Origin of the sequence: Qipengyuania sp., assembly GCF_964227205.1 — a bacterium.
In the GTDB taxonomy this organism is placed as follows: domain Bacteria; phylum Pseudomonadota; class Alphaproteobacteria; order Sphingomonadales; family Sphingomonadaceae; genus Qipengyuania.
The window spans coordinates 614,398-631,382 of sequence record NZ_CAXQVB010000002.1; the positions used below are offsets into that span (position 1 = coordinate 614,398).

The following is a 16,985-nucleotide window of genomic DNA, read 5'->3' on the forward strand; positions in this document are numbered from 1 at the left end:
TGCCTTTTGTTAATGCGCGGTCGCCGAGGCCGGCTGGTGCGGGTGATCGGGCTGACTGGCGAGATCGTCGGCCTCGGTCCACTCGATCGGTTCGGGCACTTCGCACAGCGCCTGCGCCAGAACCTCGTCGACATGCGCCACCGGCACGATCTCGAGACCTTCCTTCACGTTTTCGGGAATCTCGGCGAGGTCCTTCACGTTCTCCTCGGGGATGAGGACCTTCTTGATCCCGCCCCGCAGCGCGGCGAGCAGCTTTTCCTTGAGCCCGCCGATCGCCAGCACGCGGCCACGCAAGGTGACCTCGCCCGTCATCGCGACATCGGGCCTGACCGGAATGCCGCTCAGCGTCGAGACGATCGACGTCACCATGCCCACACCCGCGCTCGGTCCATCCTTGGGTACCGCGCCTTCGGGCAGGTGGATATGGATGTTGCGGCGCTGGAACAGGCTCGGCCGGATGCCGTAATGCGGCGCGCGCGCCTTGACGAAGCTGAAGGCCGCGGCGACGCTTTCGTTCATCACCTCGCCCAGCTTGCCGGTGGTCTTGATCTCGCCCTTGCCCGGCGTGGTCACGCTTTCGATGCTGAGCAGCTCGCCGCCCACCTCGGTCCACGCTAGACCGGTGACCGCACCGACCTGCGGCTCGTCCTCGCTCATGCCGTGCTTGAACTTGCGCACCCCGGCGAAATCGCTGAGGTTTTCGGGCGTGATGCGCACGCTTTCGGCCTCCTTTTCAAGGATCTTGCGCAGCGACTTGCGTGCGAGCCGGGCCAGTTCGCGTTCGAGCGTACGAACACCCGCTTCGCGCGTGTAGTAGCGGATGAGGTCGCGCAGGGCGTCCTCGGTCAGCTCGAATTCGCCCTTCTTGAGGCCGTGCTCCTCGATCTGCTTGGGCAGCAGGTGGCGCGTTGCGATCTCGACCTTCTCGTCCTCGGTATAACCTTCAAGCCGGATGATCTCCATCCGGTCGAGCAGCGGTTGCGGCAGGTTGAGGCTGTTCGCCGTGGTGACGAACATGATGTCCGACAGGTCGAGATCGAGCTCGAGATAGTGGTCCTGAAACTTGGAGTTCTGTTCGGGATCGAGCACTTCGAGCAGCGCCGAGGCCGGATCGCCGCGGAAGTCCTGGCCAAGCTTGTCGATCTCGTCGAGCAGGAACAGCGGATTGATCTTGCCCGCCTTCTTGAGGTTGGTGACGATCTTGCCCGGGAGCGAACCGATATAGGTCCGCCGGTGGCCGCGAATTTCGGCCTCGTCGCGCACGCCGCCGAGCGACTGGCGGACGAACTCGCGTCCGGTCGCCTTGGCGAGGCTCTTGCCAAGCGAAGTCTTGCCGACGCCCGGCGGGCCGACGAGGCACAGGATCGGCCCCTTCAGCTTGCGCGTCCGCGCCTGTACGGCGAGGTACTCAATGATCCGGTCCTTGACCTTCTCGAGTCCGTAGTGATCGGCGTCGAGGACCTTCTGCGCCTTACCGATGTCCTTTTTGACCTTGCTCTTCTTACCCCATGGCAGGCCGAGCAACACGTCGAGATAATTGCGGATGACGGTCGCTTCGGCGCTCATCGGCTGCATCGCCTTGAGCTTCTTGAGCTCGGCCTCGGCCTTCTCGCGCGCTTCCTTGGAGAGCTTGGTCTTGGCGATCTTCTCGGTCAGCTCGGCAATCTCGTTGCTGCCGTCCTCATCGCCGCCAAGCTCGTTCTGGATCGCCTTGAGTTGCTCGTTGAGGTAATATTCGCGCTGGGTCTTTTCCATCTGGCGCTTCACGCGGCCGCGGATGCGACGCTCCACCTGCAGCACCGACAGTTCGCCTTCCATGAAGGACATAACCATCTCGAGGCGCTTGAGCGGATCCTTCTCCACCAGCAGCGCCTGTTTGTCGGACACCTTGGCATTCACGGCAGCGGCGATCGCGTCGGCCAGCTCGCCGGCATCGTCGATTTCGCCCAATTGCTCGACAGCTTCTTCACCGAGCTTCTTGTTGAGCTTGGCATATTCGCCAAACTGTTCGACCACCTGGCGCATCATGGCGACCACCTCGCTGCCCGAGGAGGTCACGGTTTCGATGACCGACACGCCGGCTTCGACATGCACGCCGCGCGGGGTGAGTTCCTCGAGCGATGCGCGGCTGGTGCCCTGGACCAGCACCCGCACCGTGCCGTCGGGCAGCTTGAGCAGCTGGAGCACCTGCGCGATCACGCCGACGTCATACAGATCGTCACGCGCCGGATCGTCGCAACCGGGATCGAGCTGGGCCAGCAGGAAGATGTCCTTGCTGCCCTCCATCGCGGCCTCAAGCGCCGCGACCGATTTGTCGCGCCCGACGAACAGCGGGACCACCATTCCGGGGAACACGACGATGTCGCGAAGGGGCAACAGGGGATAGGTTTGGGTCATCGAGAAATTCCGTTGGGACCGGGTGCGGTCGTTCGCAACGAATATGGTGAGCCCACCCCGATGGCGCAACGCCAGACGGGAAAGTCATGTGGATGACGCATAATTACCGTGCAATCATGGTAAACAAACTATATAGAACACGATTCCGGGGCGCGACGAATTTTGATTTCCTTTGGAGTCAGACAGATGTTGGGTTCGGTCATTTGCAGAGCGCGTGGCCATCGGGTCAATCGCCGTCGGGTATGGGACGACGGGATCAGCTATCGCACGAATTGCGAGCGTTGCCGCAAACCGCTCATCCGCGATCTGGATGGCTGGCGCCTGTTCGACACAGATCAAGACCAGCGCGGATCCTCCAAAGCCAATCCGCGCCACGCCTAGCGCTCCTCTGCGCGCCCTGACCTGCTACGCGCGACTATCCGCTTGCCTCGGCTCATCCCGGCAGGCGGCAGGCCGCCTATCGGTTGGACCTGCCGTTTTGTATGGGCTTACATTCCGGGGAGCTTGAAGCCCGGCGGCAGGCCCGCGTCCTGCTGAATGCGGCCCATTTCCTCGGCCGACTTGCGATCGGCGCGATCGCGCGCGTCGTTGAAGGCGGCGGTCACGAGATCCTCGACGATTGCCTTTTCTTCGGGCTTCATCAGGCTGTCGTCGATGGTCACACTCAAAATGCGGCCGCGCGCCGTCGCGCGGACCTTAACCAGGCCACCGCCAGCCGTGCCTTCGACCTCGATTTCGTCGAGTTTGGCCTGCGCATCGCTCATCTGCTTCTGGATCGTTTCGGCGGCCTTCTGGGCCTGCGCGAGCATCTCTTCCATATTCATGCTTTTCTACTCCAGGGTATCTCGCGGCGCGCGGGGGAGGCGCCGCCATCGTCAATCAGTTCGGCTTCGGGAAAGGCCTCGAAGGCCGCCTTCACCAGCGGGTGAGCACGCGTTGCCGCGGCAGCGGCCTCGCGCTCGGCTTCGATAGTCTCGACCAGCGAGGGGCTTCCCGCCCCGCCTGCGACTTCCTCGACGGTCCAGCGCTTGCCCGTATGCCGATGCAGCGCCTCGCGCAGGACCGGCGCGATATCGTCGGTGAACTTCGCATCGCGTCCATAACGAAGGGTGCCGTCGGCCAGTTCGACCACGCGCACCTGCAGGCGCATGATGCTGGCCTCCTGCATCAATCCCGAGGCGTCGATGGATTCGACCAGATCCTGCCAGTCGAGGGTGGATTTCGCGGGGCCGACAGCGGGCGCCGAAGCAGACGTGCCGCCAGACGAACTTCCGGCCGATACCAGCGGCCCCGCCTCGGCCAACGCCTCGATCTTCTTCGCCAGTTTCCCCGGATCGGGCATCTGCCCCGCGTGCAGCGTGCGCAACAGCGCCATGCGCAAGGCCACCAGCGGATCGGGGGCAAGGCGTACTTCTTCGTGCCCGCGGAGGAGCAGTTGCCAGAGGCGATGGAGTTGCCCAGCGGGAAGGCGCGCAGCCCAGTCCGCCAATTGCTCCCGCTCGTCGGGGCTGGCCCCTGCCGGTTCGTCCCCGGAAACCTGCGCAACGGTAATCCGGTGCGCCAGATCCATCTGCGCGCGCATCAGCGCCAGCGGTTCGACACCGAGCGCATATTGCTCGTCGACCGCCTCGAGCAGCGCCTTGCCCTCGCCTTCGAGGATATGGCCGAACAGCCGACGCTGCGCCCCCTTGTCGGCGAGGCCGAGCATGTCGCGTACGCGCGCCGCAGTGACTTTGCCCTCGGTATCGAGATCGGCATGGGCGATCGCCTGGTCGAGAATCGAAAGGCCGTCGCGGACCGAGCCTTCGGCGGCATTGGCGACGATATGCAGTGCCTCCGGGTCGGCCTCGACACCTTCCTTGTGACAGATTTCGGCGAAATGCGCTTCGAGCAGTTCGACCGGGATGCGGCGCAAGTCGAAGCGCTGCGTGCGGCTGAGCACGGTGACAGGAAGCTTCTCGACCTCGGTCGTCGCGAAGAGGAATTTTACATGCGCCGGCGGTTCCTCGAGCGTCTTGAGCAGCGCGTTGAAAGCATTGCGGCTGAGCATGTGAACTTCGTCGATGATGTAGATCTTGTAGCGCGCGCTGACTGCGGCATAGCGCACCGCCTCGATAATCTCGCGCACATCGTCGACACCGGTGTGCGATGCGGCGTCCATCTCGATCACGTCGATATGGCGGCCCTCGGCGATCGCCTGACAGGGTTCGCACACGCCGCAAGGGCTGATCGTCGGCCCGCCGGTTCCGTCCGGCCCGATGCAGTTGAGCGCCTTGGCGATCAGGCGCGCGGTCGAAGTCTTGCCCACCCCGCGCACGCCGGTCATCAGGAAGGCATGCGCCAGCCGGTCGCGCGCGATGGCATTGGCGAGCGTACGGACCATCGCTTCCTGCCCGATCAGCTCGGCGAAGGTCTGCGGACGATACTTGCGCGCCAGCACGCGATAGGGCTGCGCGGGATCGGAATTTACAGGTGCGGCTTCGGACGCGGGTACAGGCGTCGGGCTCGGCGCTGGCTCGGGTGGCGGCGGCGCGCCGAACATCGATTCCTGCCCGGCCTTTTCGAGCTCCGCCGCGCTCGGCGCAGCCTCCTCCTCAGCCTCGGTCTCCCACGGCAGACCGTCTGCATTGTCCGGTGAATCACCCATGCCCGACTAGGTAGGCACTGGCGCGGCAAAAGTCATGCCGTCGCAGTCACGAAATGTGGGTGAAAAAGGAGCCGGCCGACCCGCCGCAATCCACCTGGGCTGCTTCCTTCCGGACCTGACCCGGTGAGCGAACGCAAACGTCCGACCGACTCCCGGCGCGCCATATGGAGGGATGTGGTAGAGGTTTCAAGCCCTCAGTCATAGCGAGCGAAGTGAAGCAAACCAGTCCGATGGTCTCTGGATTGCCAGGTCGCCTGTAGCTCCTCGCAATGACCTGGTCTTACCTGAAATTGTCCGCGTAGGCCTGCAGCTTGAGCGCCTTGGGCGGCGTTGCGTGGACGCGGGCGGCGATGCCGTATTTCTCGGCATAGGCCTTCGCCTCGTCCTTGCTCGGAAAGGTCAGCTGCACCTGCGCCTGCGTGTCGCCGCTGCCGGTCCACCCCATCAGCGGGTCGGCATGACGCGCTTCGGACTGCTCGAATTCGAGTACCCATTCGTCGGTGCGGGCCTTGCCCGACTGCATGGCGTTTTTCGGTCGCTGGTAGATTCTCGCAGACATTTTCTTTCGTCCCTCAGACGCCGGGCGGCGGACATCCGTCCGCCTTGGCTACCTCGCATGAGCTCGGGCGGGCGGTCGCCCTTGCCTCGCCTTCGGCTCGGAAGTCAACTATTCCGAACGGTGGAAGGCGTTCTTGGTCTTCAAACTGGGCTCTTCCGCCCAGGGTTCCTCGGGCCATCGGTGCTTGGGATAGCGCCCCTTCATATCCTTGCGCACATCGGCCCAGCTGCCGCGCCAGAAGCCGGGCAAGTCACGCGTCGCCTGGATCGGGCGTCCGGCCGGGCTGGTCAGCTTGAGCAGCAGTGGGGTGTCGCCGACCATCGGATGCCGCTCGAGGCCGAACAGCGCCTGCACGCGCACTTCCACGCTGGGTGCTTCGTCGCCGGTGTAGTCGATCCGATGCGTCGTGCCGGCAGGAGAGGTGAATTCGCGCGGCGCCAGCCGGTCGAGCTTCTGGCGGCTGTCCCAGTCGAGCTGGCCGAGCAGTGCATCGACGAGCTTGCCCTTGGGAAGGTCGAGATCGCGCCTCCCATGGAGCAGCGGCGCGAGCCAGAGCGATGCATTTTCAGCCAGCACTTCCCTCGTCAGGCCCTCGACGCCGGCAAAGCTTGCCCGCGCAAGCAGTTCTGCAGGAAGCAGTTTTGCCGCATTATCCAGAGCCTTTTCCACAAGCAGGTCCACGATGGCTTGCGGATCGGGCGAAGGGTCGGGGCCGCGGGTCAGCGTAATCGCGCCGAGCCTTCGCTCGACCAGCGCCTCGACCCGCTCGCCGGTCCAGCGGAGTACCTGTCGGCGCTCGATCCGCTCGGGCAGCCAGCGTTCGAGATCGCTTTCCTCGAGCGCGATGGCCGAAGTGATCCGCGCTCCCTTCGCCTGTCCCTTCGCATCGCCGACGACGAGGAATACTGCCCTTGCCAGCGGCGACGCCGGGTCGAGCACGAAGCCCCTGCCCCCGGCGGTCACCCAGTGCTCGCCGCTCGCATCGCGGCGCTTCGCAATGAACTCGGGACGGCCTGCGGCAAGGAGGATGCCTAGTGGCGGTGACGGCCCTTCGACAGGCTCAGGGCGAGCGGATGTGGTGTGGTTTCTCGAGTTCCGCTCAGCCTCAGCCTGCCGAAGGCCACGCGCCAGTCTGGCCCATCGGCCGGCAAGCTTCCGGCTCGCTTCGGCGCATGCACCATGATCGGCGTTCCAGCGCGAAAGCCGCGCTTCCAGATCCTCGCCGCGGCCGCCCAGCCCCCTTTCCTGGAGCAGAAGGGCGATCCGCGCTGCCTCCCCTTCCACACCATGCTCCGCGCCAAACAGCACGGTCGCCGCGCCCTGCGGGTCGAGTGGCAGCTGCGCAAGCGCCTTTCCCCGTTCGGTAATTCGCCCCTCCGCGTCGAGCGCGTCGAGGGCGAAAAGTGTCTGCCGGGCCGCACTTACCGATGCATTCGGCGGCGGATCGAGCCACGCCAGTTCCGCAGGATTGCCGCAGCCCCATTGTGCGAGCGCAAGGACCAAGGGCGCAAGATCGGAAGTGAGCATTTCGGGCGGATCATAGAGCGGCCGCCCGCCATGGCCGGCCTCTTCCCACAGGCGATAGGCAACACCGGGCCCCTGGCGCGCCGCGCGCCCGGCGCGTTGCGCCGCTGCCGCCTGGCTTGCGCGGTGGGTCACGAGATGCGTCGTGCCCGCTGCGCGGTCGAATTCGGCCCGGCGCGAGAGCCCTGCATCGACGACGACCGACACGCCATCGAGCGTCAAAGAAGTCTCGGCGATCGCCGTCGCCAGCACGATCCTGCGCCGTCCCTCGGGATCGCGCCGGATCGCGGCACGCTGGCCGGCCGGGTCGATTTGCCCGTGGAGCGGCAGGACCAGCGCGGAGGGCAACCGCGCCTCGAGCCTCTCGCGCACCCGCTCGATTTCGCGCACGCCAGGCAGGAAGGCTAGGATGTCGCCCTCCTCGTCGCACCAGGCCGTGGCAATCGCCTGCGCTGTGGCATCCTCGATCGGTATTTGCGGCGCGGAGCCGAGCCATTCGATGCACAGGGGATGCGCCCGCCCCTCGCTCTCGATCACCGGAGTGTCCCCACCCAGCAGGCTCGCGAAGCGCGCCCCGTCGATCGTCGCGGACATTACCAGCACACGCAAATCCTCGCGCAGCACCGCCCGGCTCTCCAGGGCCAGCGCGAGGCCGAGATCGCTGTCGAGATGCCGCTCATGCGCCTCGTCGAACAGCACGGCCGACACGCCGGCTAGCTCCGGATCGCCAAGGATCGTGTTCACGAAGATCGCTTCGGTCACCACCAGCACGCGCGTTTTCGCCGAACGCTTGCTGTCGAGACGCGTGAGATAGCCGATCGTCTCTCCCGGCTTTTCACCGAGCATTTCTGCCATGCGCTCGGCCGCCGCGCGCGCCGCGACCCTTCGCGGCGAGGTGAGGATGATCGTGGCGGAACACCACTTCTCGTCGAGCAGGGCCGGCGCCACGGCCGTTGTCTTGCCCGCCCCGGGCGGCGCGACGAGAACCGCACCGGTTCGCCCGCGCAGGGCTCCCAGCAGGTCGGGCAGGACGGATTGGATCGGTAGCTCGGGCACGACAGCGCCCCTAGGACGGATCAGTACACGCGCGCTACTGCGAAGAGCGCGGCCTGCGTCATCGCCTGGCGTGCCTTGCTGTCGGGGAAGATCGACAGCGCATCGATCGCGCGCTGGGCGAAATGGCGCGCGCGCAGTTTGGTATCGGCCACCGCATCGTGCCGGTCGATCAGCGCAATCGCATGTTCGAGGTCTTTGTCCTCGGTCCGGAATCCGCCGATCGCGGCCTTCCAGAACTCGCGCTCCTCCTCGCTCCCGCGGGCGTAGGCGAGGATCACCGGCAGCGTCATCTTGCCTTCGCGGAAGTCGTCGCCGCGGTCCTTGCCCATGGCGGCGGCATTCGAATCGTAATCGAGCGCGTCGTCGACAAGCTGGAAGGCCACGCCGAGGTTGCGGCCGTATTCGTCGAGCGCCTGTTCCTGCGCATCGCTGCATTCGGCCACCACCGCCGCGATCCGGCTGGCGGCGGCGAAGAGCGCGGCGGTTTTGGCGCGGATAATGTGGAGGTAGCGCTGCTCGCTGGTGTCGATCTTGCGCTGCGCAGTGAGCTGATCGACCTCTCCCTCGGCGATAATCGCGCTCGCACCCGAGAGGATCTTGAGCACCTTGAGGCTGCCGTCTTCGGTCATCAGCTCGAAACTGCGGCTGAAGAGAAAATCGCCCACCAGCACCGTCGCCGGATTGCCGTAGATGATATTGGCCGCCGCCTTGCCGCGCCGCAAATCGCTGCCGTCGACGACATCGTCGTGCAACAGCGTCGCCGTATGGATGAACTCGACCGCCGCGGCGAGCTTGTGATGGCGGGTGCCCGAATATCCGACCAGTTCCGCTCCGGCGAGCGTCAGCATCGGCCGCAGGCGCTTGCCGCCGCCCGAGATCAGATGCCCCGCAAGCGCCGGAATCAGCGGCACTTCGCTCTGCATCCGGTCGAGAATGACCTGGTTGACCTGGTTCATGCCCGGTGCCGTCAGCGCCAGCATGGGTTCGATCGAGCCTTCGGGTTCGGCGCGTTTCAGGGGAATTACGTCGGCAGACATTTCGGCTTGGCCATGGTCTGCCCAAGCTTTCTTGGCAAGACGGGATTTCTTGTTAGCGTGATCGCATGACCGAAACGCCCCAGCCCGATCCCGTCCTCGCCGGCTTTCGCAAGAGCATCGACAATATCGATGCCGCGCTGATTCATATGCTGGCCGAGCGTTTCCGGATCACCCAGGCGGTGGGTGCCTACAAGGCCAGGGTCACCCTGCCGCCAGCCGACCCGGCGCGCGAACAGGAGCAGATCGCACGGCTCCGCCGGCTGGCGGAAGAAAGCGAGCTCGACCCCGAGTTCAGCGAGAAGTTCCTGCGTTTCATCATCGACGAGGTGATCCGCCACCACGAGCAGGCAGCGGGGCTGTAACAGCGCTTTAGGCCGTGGCGCGGGGCAGCGTCAGCCGCACCAGCAGTCCGCCCAGATCCTCGCTGCTGTCCAATTCGACCGAGCCGCCGTAGATCGCGACCACATCGCGTACGATCGCAAGCCCCAGCCCGGTGCCGGGCTTGCCCGTATCGAGCCGCGCCCCGCGGTCGAAGATGCGCGTGCGTTCGGCAGGGGGAATGCCCGAACCATCGTCTTCGACCCAGATGATGCACGCGTCGCTCTCGCGCTCGGCATCGATGGTGACGAAGACACTGCCCCCGCCGTATTTGGCGGCATTCTCGATCAGATTGCCGAGAATCTCGTCGAGATCCTGGCGCTCGATCGAGACCAACGCGTCGCGGTTGCCGTCGAGATCGAAGCGTGTGTCCTCGTAGATGCGCGTGACCGCGCGCAGCACGCTTTCCGCGCTCGGCCAGACCTCGGCGCGGGCATGCCCGCTGGCGCGACGCCCGACGGCCCGGGCCCTGGCAAGGTGGTGCTCGACATGGCGCTGCATCGTGCGCGTTTCGCGGAAGACCAGGTCGGCGAGCTTGGGATCGTGCGCGGTCGCGGCATTGGTCAGCACTGTCAGCGGCGTCTTGAGCGCATGTGCAAGATTGCCGGCATGCATGCGGGCTTCTTCGGCCTGCTGTTCGGTATGCGCCAGCAATGCGTTGATTTCCTCTACCAGCGGTTCGACTTCGAGCGGCAGCGGCTCGGTAATGCGGTTGGTGCCCTGGTTGCGCATAGCCTGAATCGCGTTGCGTACGCGGCGTAGCGGAGACAGGCCGTACCAGCTCTGCAGCATCGCCAGCGTCATCAGGCCGAGCCCTAGCGCGGCAAAGCTCCACACCAGGATCGAACGGATGCGGCTGATCTGGTAATCGAGCTCGCCTCGCGCCGAAGCGACGGCGAAGGTCCAGCGTGTGTCGCTGTCGGGCAGGATGACGGTACGCTCGACAATTCGCAGCGGCTCACCCTCGAACTGGTCCGAGTTATAGAAATGGGGCTCGTTGTCGATGTGGTCGCCTTCGATCTTCAGGCTGCGGTCCCAAAGGCTGCGGCTGGGAAAGGGATCGTGCCCCTTCCCGCTGATTTGCCAGTAGACGCCGCTGTTCGGTTCGAGAAAGCGTTGATCGCCGAGCGAGCGGTAGAGTTGCACATCGCCGAAGTTGTCGATCTCGGCCGAGGTTATCAGCGCGGTCTGGACGTATTCGAGCTGTTCGTCGAAATTGTTCTCGACCAGGCGGACGAGCGTTCGGTCGAGCGCGAAACCGCCACCCAATAACAGCACGCCGATCCACAGCGCGGCGATCGCCATCATGCGCCGCGCAAGGCTGCGCCGCGCAGGCGGCGTAGCGATAGTCACCGGGTCGTCCACCGGCGCAGCGGCAGGCGGGCTTCCCCCGACCGCCGCCGCCTCGCCGGAGTCCTCGTCAGGCGCGCGGCTGGTCGGCGGGGTCGTCGAGGCTGTATCCAAGTCCACGGATCGTCGTGATCACTTCCGCACCCAGCTTCTTGCGGATGCGGGTAACGAAGACCTCGATCGTGTTCGAATCGCGGTCGAAATCCTGATCGTAGATATGTTCGATCAGTTCGGTGCGGCTGACCACCTTGCCCTTGTGGTGCATGAGGTAGCTCAGCAGCTTGTATTCCTGCGCGGTCAGCTTGACCGGCTCTCCCTTGAGCGTGACGCGGCCCGAACGCGTATCGAGGCGGACATCGCCTGCGGTCAGCTCGCTCGAAGTATTGCCCGAAGCACGACGGATAAGCGCGCGCAGGCGCGCGATCAGTTCCTCCGTCTGGAAGGGCTTGGCAAGATAGTCGTCGGCACCCGCATCGAGCCCCGCGACCTTGTCGCTCCAGCTGTCGCGCGCAGTGAGCACGAGCACGGGGAACTTGCGACCTTCGCGGCGCCACATGCCGAGCACGGTGAGCCCGTCGATTTCGGGCAGGCCGAGATCGAGGATCACCGCGTCGTAATCCTCGGTGCTTCCGAGGAAATGGCCGTCCTCGCCATCGGTGGAAAGGTCCACCGCATAGCCGTTCTGTTCGAGCGTCGACTTGAGTTGCTGGCCCAACGTGGGCTCGTCCTCGACGATCAGGATCCTCATGAATGTCCGTCCTTGAATTGTGTCTGGCGCGTTTCGTTCATGTAGATGAACGCGTCAACCGGAACGGCGTTTCACCGGGGAGCGATTTCAGCGACTGCGGCGCAGCACCTTGCCCGTGCGCGCATCGACATCGACATACATTACGCGACCGTCCTTGATGAACTTCAGGCGGTAGGCCATCGCGGTCGAATCATAAGCTGGGCCGAGATACTCGGCCCCCTTCATCGAGGGCAGGATCCGCGCCTCGATATCGCGCAACTGCATGATATTGCCCGCATTCATTTCGCGACGCGCCTCACCCTGTTCCGAGCGACGTTGTGCGAAGGCGGGTTCGGCCATGATCGGACCGGCAAGCAGACCGAGGGCGAGCAAGGAGGCGAAAAGGCGCGTCATGATACGTCCCTGCCTAGGTAGAAGGCATTGAACAAGGTGTGAATACGGCCGGGGAGCACCATTCAGCCTAGCGGGTCATTTCGTATTTGACAGTGATCGAAACCAAGGTCCCGACGAGCCCCGGTTCGACCGGGGTCGGCGGGGCAGCAACCTTGATCGACTGGCGCATGTCGGCCTCGGCATAGGCGATCGGCCGGTTCGTCATGATCGATTCGCTGACTTCGAGCAGTCGTACGCCGGTATAGCCCGACCAGCGCGCGTACTCCTCGGCCTGCGCGCGGGCCTTGGTGAAGGCGGCCTTGCGCGCCTGCGCCCGTGCCTCGGTGTCGTCGTCGAGCGCGAAGCGCGGTCCGCTGAGGTCGGTAGCGCCGGCGGCGACCAGCGCATCGAGCACTTCCCCGGCGCGCTTGACTTCGCGCAGCGTCACGCTGACCCGGTTGGATGCCTGGTATCCACGGAACACCTGGCGGCGTTCGGCCTGGTCGTAGTCATATTGCGCACTCAGGTTTATTCCGGTCGTCTGGATATCGGCCTTGTCGATTCCGAGCGCCTTCAGCCGTTCGATCACCGCAGTCATTTCGCGCGCGTTGATTCGCATCGCCTCGACCGCAGTATAGGCCTGGCTGGTGACACCCGCGCCGATCTCGACGATATCGGGTTTGGCGTCGACCGTTTCGCTGACCGACAGCTCCACCACCGGCGCTTGGGCAGCGATCTGCACTTCGGCGGCCTGTGCGCTGCTGGCGACGACGCCCGCAGCCAGTGCGGGAATTGCGAAACGGATCATGGGCTTGCTCCTCATTGGTTCGACGGATTATCGCCTTGCCAGCTTTACGGCTTGCTGAATGGTTCCGTTCCCGCTTTGCTGGCGCGGTAGCGGTGGCCAGCCTATGGCTCCGATCGAGAGGGATTGCATGAAAGCCTGGACATTCGCACTGGCGGCCTTGGCCACGATCGCGGCGCCGCCGCTCGTCGCGCAAATGGAGCGCGTCCCCGATCGCGTGGCGGGCGAAGGGCAGGGGCCGTTCGACAAGCTGTTGATCCGCGGCGCGACTGTAATCGAGGGATCGGGCGCACCACCCGCGGGACCGGTCGACATCCTGATCGAGGGCAATCGCATCGCCGCGACCTATCCTGGCGGTGCCCCGGCAAACGAAGTGCAGGCAGCGCAACGGGTGGTCGATGCCGCCGGAATGTATGTGCTGCCCGGTTTCGTCGATGTCCATGGCCACAACGGTGATGCTGCCAAGGCCCCTCAGCCATCCTACGGCTACAAGCTCTGGCTCGCGCACGGCGTCACGACGGTGCGCGGGGTGAGCTTCTATTTCGGTCCCGACACGCCCGACCTGTCGGATGCAGCCCGAAGCGCCGCCAACACGATCGCCGCGCCGCGTCTGATCCCCTATGCTGTGTTCGGCGACAAATGGTCGCGCGGCACGCCCGATACGCCCGCCAAGGCACGCGAATGGGTGCGCTGGGCGAAGGCACAGGGCTATTGGGGCGTGAAATTCTTCAATTCCGCCACGCCCGATGTTCTCGAAGCCGCGCTCGATGAAGCGAAGAAGCAGCAGATGGGCACCGTCGCCCATCTTGCGCAGACCGGCGTGGCAGAGGTGAATGCGCGCAAGGCCGTCGAACTCGGGCTTGGCGGGGTAACCCATTTTTACGGCCATTTCGAAAGCCTGCTGAAGGACGGGCTCCCCTATTACCCCGAGGACTACAACTACTTCGACGAGCAGTCGCGCTTCGCCTGGGTCGCGCGGCTGGCGCCGCAGGCGGTCGAGCAGGGCACCGAGAAATGGGACGACTATGTCGACTTCCTCGTCGAGAGCGGGGTGACGCTGAGCCCGACCTTCAACATCTATTCGGCCAGCCGCGACGTGATGGCCGCCAAGACGCGCGACTGGCACGCGCGATACACCACCCCCTCGCTGATGGATTTCTACGCCCCCAGCGCGACCAATCACGGCAGCTACTACAAGGACTGGACCAGCGAGGACGAGGTGGCCTGGCGCAATTTCTACGCCAAGTGGTTCGCGCTGACGAAGGACTTCCACGACCGCGGCGGACGCGTCACCGCGGGATCGGACCCGGGCTATATCTACCAGACCTGGGGCTTTGCCTACATCGGAGAGCTCGAAATGCTGCGCGAAGCGGGCCTTTCCCCGCTCGCGGTCATCCGCGCTGCCACGCTCGACGGCGCGCGCGAGATCTACAAGCCGCGCGGGCAGGAGCCGCCGATGGGGCGGATTGCGGTGGGCCAGCTGGCCGATCTCGTGATCGTGCCCGAGAACCCGCTCGCCAACCTCAAGGTCCTCTACGGCACCGGCCATACGCGGATGAACCCTGCAACCGGCGCGGTCGAGCAGGTCGGCGGGGTGCGCTGGACGGTCAAAGACGGGATCGTTTACGACGCGCATGCGCTGCTCGCCGATGTCGCGCGCATGGCCGAGGAACAGCGCGCCGCGCGCTAGGCGCTTGCGATAGGCCGCGCGCGCGACTACCTCGCGCGGCCTATGGCACAGCCCCCCATTCTCAGCCTCGAAGGCATGGCCCTGCAGCAGGGCGGCAAATGGCTGTTCGGCGGGCCCGATCACGACCCGCTCGACCTGCATATCGGTCCGCGCGACCGGATCGCGCTGATCGGCCGCAACGGAGTCGGCAAGACCACACTGTTCCGCATGATCGACGGGCGGGTCGAAACCGATGCAGGGATCCGCAAGACCAAGCCCGCTCTGCGTATCGTCCTGCTCGAGCAGGACCCCGACCTTGCGGGCCATGCGACGCTGATGGACTGGGCGCTGGCCGGCGAGCATGCGCCGCAGGAGCACGAAATCGAGGCGATCGCGGGCCAGCTGGGCATCGACATGAGCCGCGAGACCAAGGGCGCGAGCGGCGGCGAGAAGCGCCGTGCCGCGATCGCCCGGGCATTGGCGCAGGACCCCGACCTCTTGCTAATGGACGAGCCGACCAACCATCTCGATCTCGGCGCGATCGACTGGCTGGAAGGCTGGCTGGAACGCTACAAAGGCGCTTTCGTCGTCATCAGCCACGACCGTACCTTCCTCAAGCGCCTCACGCGCACGACGCTGTGGCTCGACCGTGGAAACCTGCGCCGCAAGGAAGTCGGCTTCGGCGGCTACGAGGCGTGGGAAGAGGCGGTCTATGCCGAGGAAGCGCGCGCGGCAGAGAAGCTCGACGCCAAGCTCAAGCTCGAAGCGCACTGGCTCGAACGCGGTGTGACCGCGCGGCGCAAGCGCAACCAGGGCCGGCTCGAGAAGCTGTGGCAGATGCGCGCGCAGAGGGCCTCGATGATCAGCGCCGGCGGCACCGCCAAGCTCAAGCTCGCGACCGAGGAGGACTTCAAGTCGAAGTCGGTCATCGTCGCGCAGGACATCACCAAGTCCTATGGCGACCGCACGATCATCAAGCCGTTCAGCCTGCGCATCCAGCGCGGCGACCGCATCGGCATCGTCGGTGCCAATGGCGCGGGCAAGACTACCCTCTTGAAGATGCTCACTGGCGAGCTCGAGCCCGACAGCGGCAGCGTCGAAATCGCCAAGACGCTGACCGGCGTAATGATAGACCAGCAGCGCCAGCTGCTCACCGCCGACAAGACCGTGCGGCAGGTGCTCGCCGAGGGGGGCGACTGGATCGACGTACGCGGCAATCGCAAGCATGTGCAGGCCTATCTCAAGGACTTCCTCTTCGATCCCAAGATCGTCGACATGCGCGTCGGCGTGCTCTCGGGCGGCGAGCGCAGCCGTCTGTTGCTGGCGCGCGAATTCGCCAAGGCCTCGAACCTGCTCGTGCTCGACGAGCCGACCAACGACCTCGACCTCGAGACTCTCGACCTGTTGCAGGAGGTGATCGCCGATTACGAGGGCACCGTGCTGATCGTCAGCCACGACCGCGACTTCCTCGATCGCACCGTCACCATCACGCTCGGCCTCGACGGGACGGGCAAGGTCGATGTGGTCGCGGGCGGTTACGAGGACTGGGAAGCCAAGCGCCGCCAGCCCGTCGTGGGCAAGGCCAGGGCCGACAAGCAGGCCGACAAGCCCGCCCCGCCCCCGCCGCCTGCCCCCAAATCGACCAAGCTCTCCTACAAGGACCAGCGCGATTACGAGCTGCTGCCCGCGCGAATCGAGGAACTCGAAGCGGCGATCGCCAAGGGCGAGGCAATCCTCTCCGATCCCGATCTCTACACTTCCGATCCGCAGCGCTTCGCCAATATCTCGCAAGGGATCGAGAACGCGCGCAGCGAGAAGGACGCGGCGGAGGAGCGCTGGTTGGCGCTCGCCGAGCTGGTCGAAGGATGAGCCTGCAGGCCGAGATCGCGGCTTGTCGGATCTGCGCAGATCACCTGCCGCACGGTGTGCGTCCGGTCGCCAGCTTTTCAGCAACTGCGAAGTTGCTGATCGTCGGTCAGGCCCCCGGATCGAAGGTCCATGAAAGCGGCATCCCGTGGGACGATGCCAGCGGCGACCGGCTGCGCGAATGGACTGGTCTAACCAAGGCGCAAATGTACGATCCCGCGCAAGTCGCGCTGGTGCCGATGGGGTTCTGCTATCCCGGCAAGGCCAGCGGAGGCGACAAGCCGCCCCGCCGGGAGTGTGCGCCCCAGTGGCACGCGCGTGTTCTCGATGTGCTGCCCGATGACCGGCTGACGCTGCTGGTCGGTACCTATGCCCAGGCCCACTACCTACCCGGCGCGCGCAAGCTATCGATGACCGATCGGGTCCGAGCCTTCCGCGACTATCTCCCGCGCTTCCTGCCCCTGCCGCACCCCGCATGGCGTTCGACCATCTGGATGCGCAAGAATCCGTGGTTTGAAGACGAGGTCCTGCCCGAGCTGCGGCGACTCGTGTCCGACAGCCTCGAATAGCCGGCGCC

Annotated in this window: 14 protein-coding genes and 1 other RNA gene; 4 read left to right on the plus strand and 11 right to left on the minus strand. The window is 65.3% G+C overall.

Annotated elements, in window-relative coordinates:
* Window positions 1–9 precede the first annotated feature (9 nt).
* The 7 genes from lon to ACEQZ0_RS04950 form a co-directional block, all read right to left on the minus strand.
* Complete coding sequence (lon, locus tag ACEQZ0_RS04920; protein WP_370188951.1) at window positions 10–2,397, minus strand: endopeptidase La; 2,388 nt, start codon at window positions 2,395–2,397, stop codon at window positions 10–12.
* A 488-nt stretch (window positions 2,398–2,885) separates the two neighbouring features.
* Window positions 2,886–3,221: a YbaB/EbfC family nucleoid-associated protein gene (locus ACEQZ0_RS04925; protein ID WP_370188953.1), complete on the minus strand. Its 336-nt coding sequence runs from the start codon at window positions 3,219–3,221 to the stop codon at window positions 2,886–2,888.
* Entirely contained in the window at window positions 3,218–5,044 is a 1,827-nt protein-coding gene (locus ACEQZ0_RS04930) for a DNA polymerase III subunit gamma/tau (RefSeq protein ID WP_370188955.1), read from the minus strand. Before ACEQZ0_RS04930 ends, ACEQZ0_RS04925 begins: the two co-directional genes overlap by 4 nt.
* 61 nt (window positions 5,045–5,105) lie before the next feature.
* Window positions 5,106–5,200, minus strand: an RNA gene (ffs, locus tag ACEQZ0_RS04935) — signal recognition particle sRNA small type.
* Window positions 5,201–5,324: 124 nt separating this feature from the next.
* Window positions 5,325–5,603 carry an ETC complex I subunit gene (locus ACEQZ0_RS04940; protein ID WP_370188957.1) on the minus strand — a complete coding sequence of 93 codons (279 nt, stop codon included), beginning with the start codon at window positions 5,601–5,603 and terminating at the stop codon, window positions 5,325–5,327.
* A gap of 108 nt (window positions 5,604–5,711) precedes the next feature.
* Window positions 5,712–8,183 carry an ATP-dependent helicase HrpB gene (gene hrpB, locus ACEQZ0_RS04945; RefSeq protein WP_370188959.1) on the minus strand — a complete coding sequence of 824 codons (2,472 nt, stop codon included), beginning with the start codon at window positions 8,181–8,183 and terminating at the stop codon, window positions 5,712–5,714.
* A gap of 20 nt (window positions 8,184–8,203) precedes the next feature.
* A complete protein-coding gene (locus tag ACEQZ0_RS04950; RefSeq protein ID WP_370188961.1) occupies window positions 8,204–9,220 on the minus strand; it encodes a polyprenyl synthetase family protein in 1,017 nt (338 codons plus the stop codon).
* A 65-nt stretch (window positions 9,221–9,285) separates the two neighbouring features.
* Here ACEQZ0_RS04950 and ACEQZ0_RS04955 point away from each other — a divergent pair, with 65 nt between their 5' ends.
* On the plus strand, window positions 9,286–9,582 hold the full coding sequence (locus tag ACEQZ0_RS04955) for a chorismate mutase (protein ID WP_221602925.1): 297 nt from the start codon (window positions 9,286–9,288) through the stop codon (window positions 9,580–9,582).
* A 7-nt stretch (window positions 9,583–9,589) separates the two neighbouring features.
* Here ACEQZ0_RS04955 and ACEQZ0_RS04960 read toward each other — a convergent pair whose 3' ends face one another.
* The 4 genes from ACEQZ0_RS04960 to ACEQZ0_RS04975 all read right to left on the minus strand — a co-directional run bounded on the left by ACEQZ0_RS04960 (window position 9,590) and on the right by ACEQZ0_RS04975 (window position 12,876).
* Window positions 9,590–11,068 carry an ATP-binding protein gene (locus ACEQZ0_RS04960; protein ID WP_370188964.1) on the minus strand — a complete coding sequence of 493 codons (1,479 nt, stop codon included), beginning with the start codon at window positions 11,066–11,068 and terminating at the stop codon, window positions 9,590–9,592.
* Window positions 11,019–11,696 (minus strand): response regulator transcription factor, encoded by a 678-nt coding sequence (locus tag ACEQZ0_RS04965; protein WP_370188966.1) that lies wholly within the window; start codon window positions 11,694–11,696, stop codon window positions 11,019–11,021. Before ACEQZ0_RS04965 ends, ACEQZ0_RS04960 begins: the two co-directional genes overlap by 50 nt.
* Window positions 11,697–11,783: 87 nt before the next feature.
* Window positions 11,784–12,089 (minus strand): PepSY domain-containing protein, encoded by a 306-nt coding sequence (locus ACEQZ0_RS04970; RefSeq protein ID WP_370188969.1) that lies wholly within the window; start codon window positions 12,087–12,089, stop codon window positions 11,784–11,786.
* 67 nt (window positions 12,090–12,156) lie between these two features.
* Window positions 12,157–12,876, minus strand: a complete 720-nt coding sequence (locus ACEQZ0_RS04975; protein WP_370188971.1) for an SIMPL domain-containing protein — start codon at window positions 12,874–12,876, stop codon at window positions 12,157–12,159.
* Window positions 12,877–13,003: 127 nt separating this feature from the next.
* Between ACEQZ0_RS04975 and ACEQZ0_RS04980 the strand changes: the two genes are divergently transcribed.
* From ACEQZ0_RS04980 to ACEQZ0_RS04990, 3 genes are read left to right on the plus strand one after another with little or no spacing between them, the layout of a single operon-like run.
* Window positions 13,004–14,563 (plus strand): amidohydrolase family protein, encoded by a 1,560-nt coding sequence (locus tag ACEQZ0_RS04980; protein ID WP_370188973.1) that lies wholly within the window; start codon window positions 13,004–13,006, stop codon window positions 14,561–14,563.
* Window positions 14,564–14,605: 42 nt separating this feature from the next.
* The gene (locus ACEQZ0_RS04985) at window positions 14,606–16,411 is read left to right on the plus strand and encodes an ABC-F family ATP-binding cassette domain-containing protein (protein ID WP_370188975.1); all 1,806 of its coding nucleotides are present in this window, start codon (window positions 14,606–14,608) and stop codon (window positions 16,409–16,411) included.
* A complete protein-coding gene (locus tag ACEQZ0_RS04990; RefSeq protein ID WP_370188977.1) occupies window positions 16,408–16,977 on the plus strand; it encodes a uracil-DNA glycosylase family protein in 570 nt (189 codons plus the stop codon). The genes ACEQZ0_RS04985 and ACEQZ0_RS04990 overlap by 4 nt, the downstream gene beginning before the upstream one ends.
* Window positions 16,978–16,985 lie beyond the last annotated feature (8 nt).

What these genes read in the sequence shown, in the direction of transcription:
- lon (WP_370188951.1), bottom strand. Translation starts at nt 2,397, where the DNA reads ATGACCCAAACCTATCCCCTGTTGCCCCTTCGCGACATCGTCGTGTTC.
- ACEQZ0_RS04925 (WP_370188953.1), bottom strand. Translation starts at nt 3,221, where the DNA reads ATGAATATGGAAGAGATGCTCGCGCAGGCCCAGAAGGCCGCCGAAACG.
- ACEQZ0_RS04930 (WP_370188955.1), bottom strand. Translation starts at nt 5,044, where the DNA reads ATGGGTGATTCACCGGACAATGCAGACGGTCTGCCGTGGGAGACCGAG.
- ACEQZ0_RS04940 (WP_370188957.1), bottom strand. Translation starts at nt 5,603, where the DNA reads ATGTCTGCGAGAATCTACCAGCGACCGAAAAACGCCATGCAGTCGGGC.
- ACEQZ0_RS04950 (WP_370188961.1), bottom strand. Translation starts at nt 9,220, where the DNA reads ATGTCTGCCGACGTAATTCCCCTGAAACGCGCCGAACCCGAAGGCTCG.
- ACEQZ0_RS04955 (WP_221602925.1), top strand. Translation starts at nt 9,286, where the DNA reads ATGACCGAAACGCCCCAGCCCGATCCCGTCCTCGCCGGCTTTCGCAAG.
- ACEQZ0_RS04965 (WP_370188966.1), bottom strand. Translation starts at nt 11,696, where the DNA reads ATGAGGATCCTGATCGTCGAGGACGAGCCCACGTTGGGCCAGCAACTC.
- ACEQZ0_RS04970 (WP_370188969.1), bottom strand. Translation starts at nt 12,089, where the DNA reads ATGACGCGCCTTTTCGCCTCCTTGCTCGCCCTCGGTCTGCTTGCCGGT.
- ACEQZ0_RS04975 (WP_370188971.1), bottom strand. Translation starts at nt 12,876, where the DNA reads ATGATCCGTTTCGCAATTCCCGCACTGGCTGCGGGCGTCGTCGCCAGC.
- ACEQZ0_RS04980 (WP_370188973.1), top strand. Translation starts at nt 13,004, where the DNA reads ATGAAAGCCTGGACATTCGCACTGGCGGCCTTGGCCACGATCGCGGCG.
- ACEQZ0_RS04985 (WP_370188975.1), top strand. Translation starts at nt 14,606, where the DNA reads ATGGCACAGCCCCCCATTCTCAGCCTCGAAGGCATGGCCCTGCAGCAG.
- ACEQZ0_RS04990 (WP_370188977.1), top strand. Translation starts at nt 16,408, where the DNA reads ATGAGCCTGCAGGCCGAGATCGCGGCTTGTCGGATCTGCGCAGATCAC.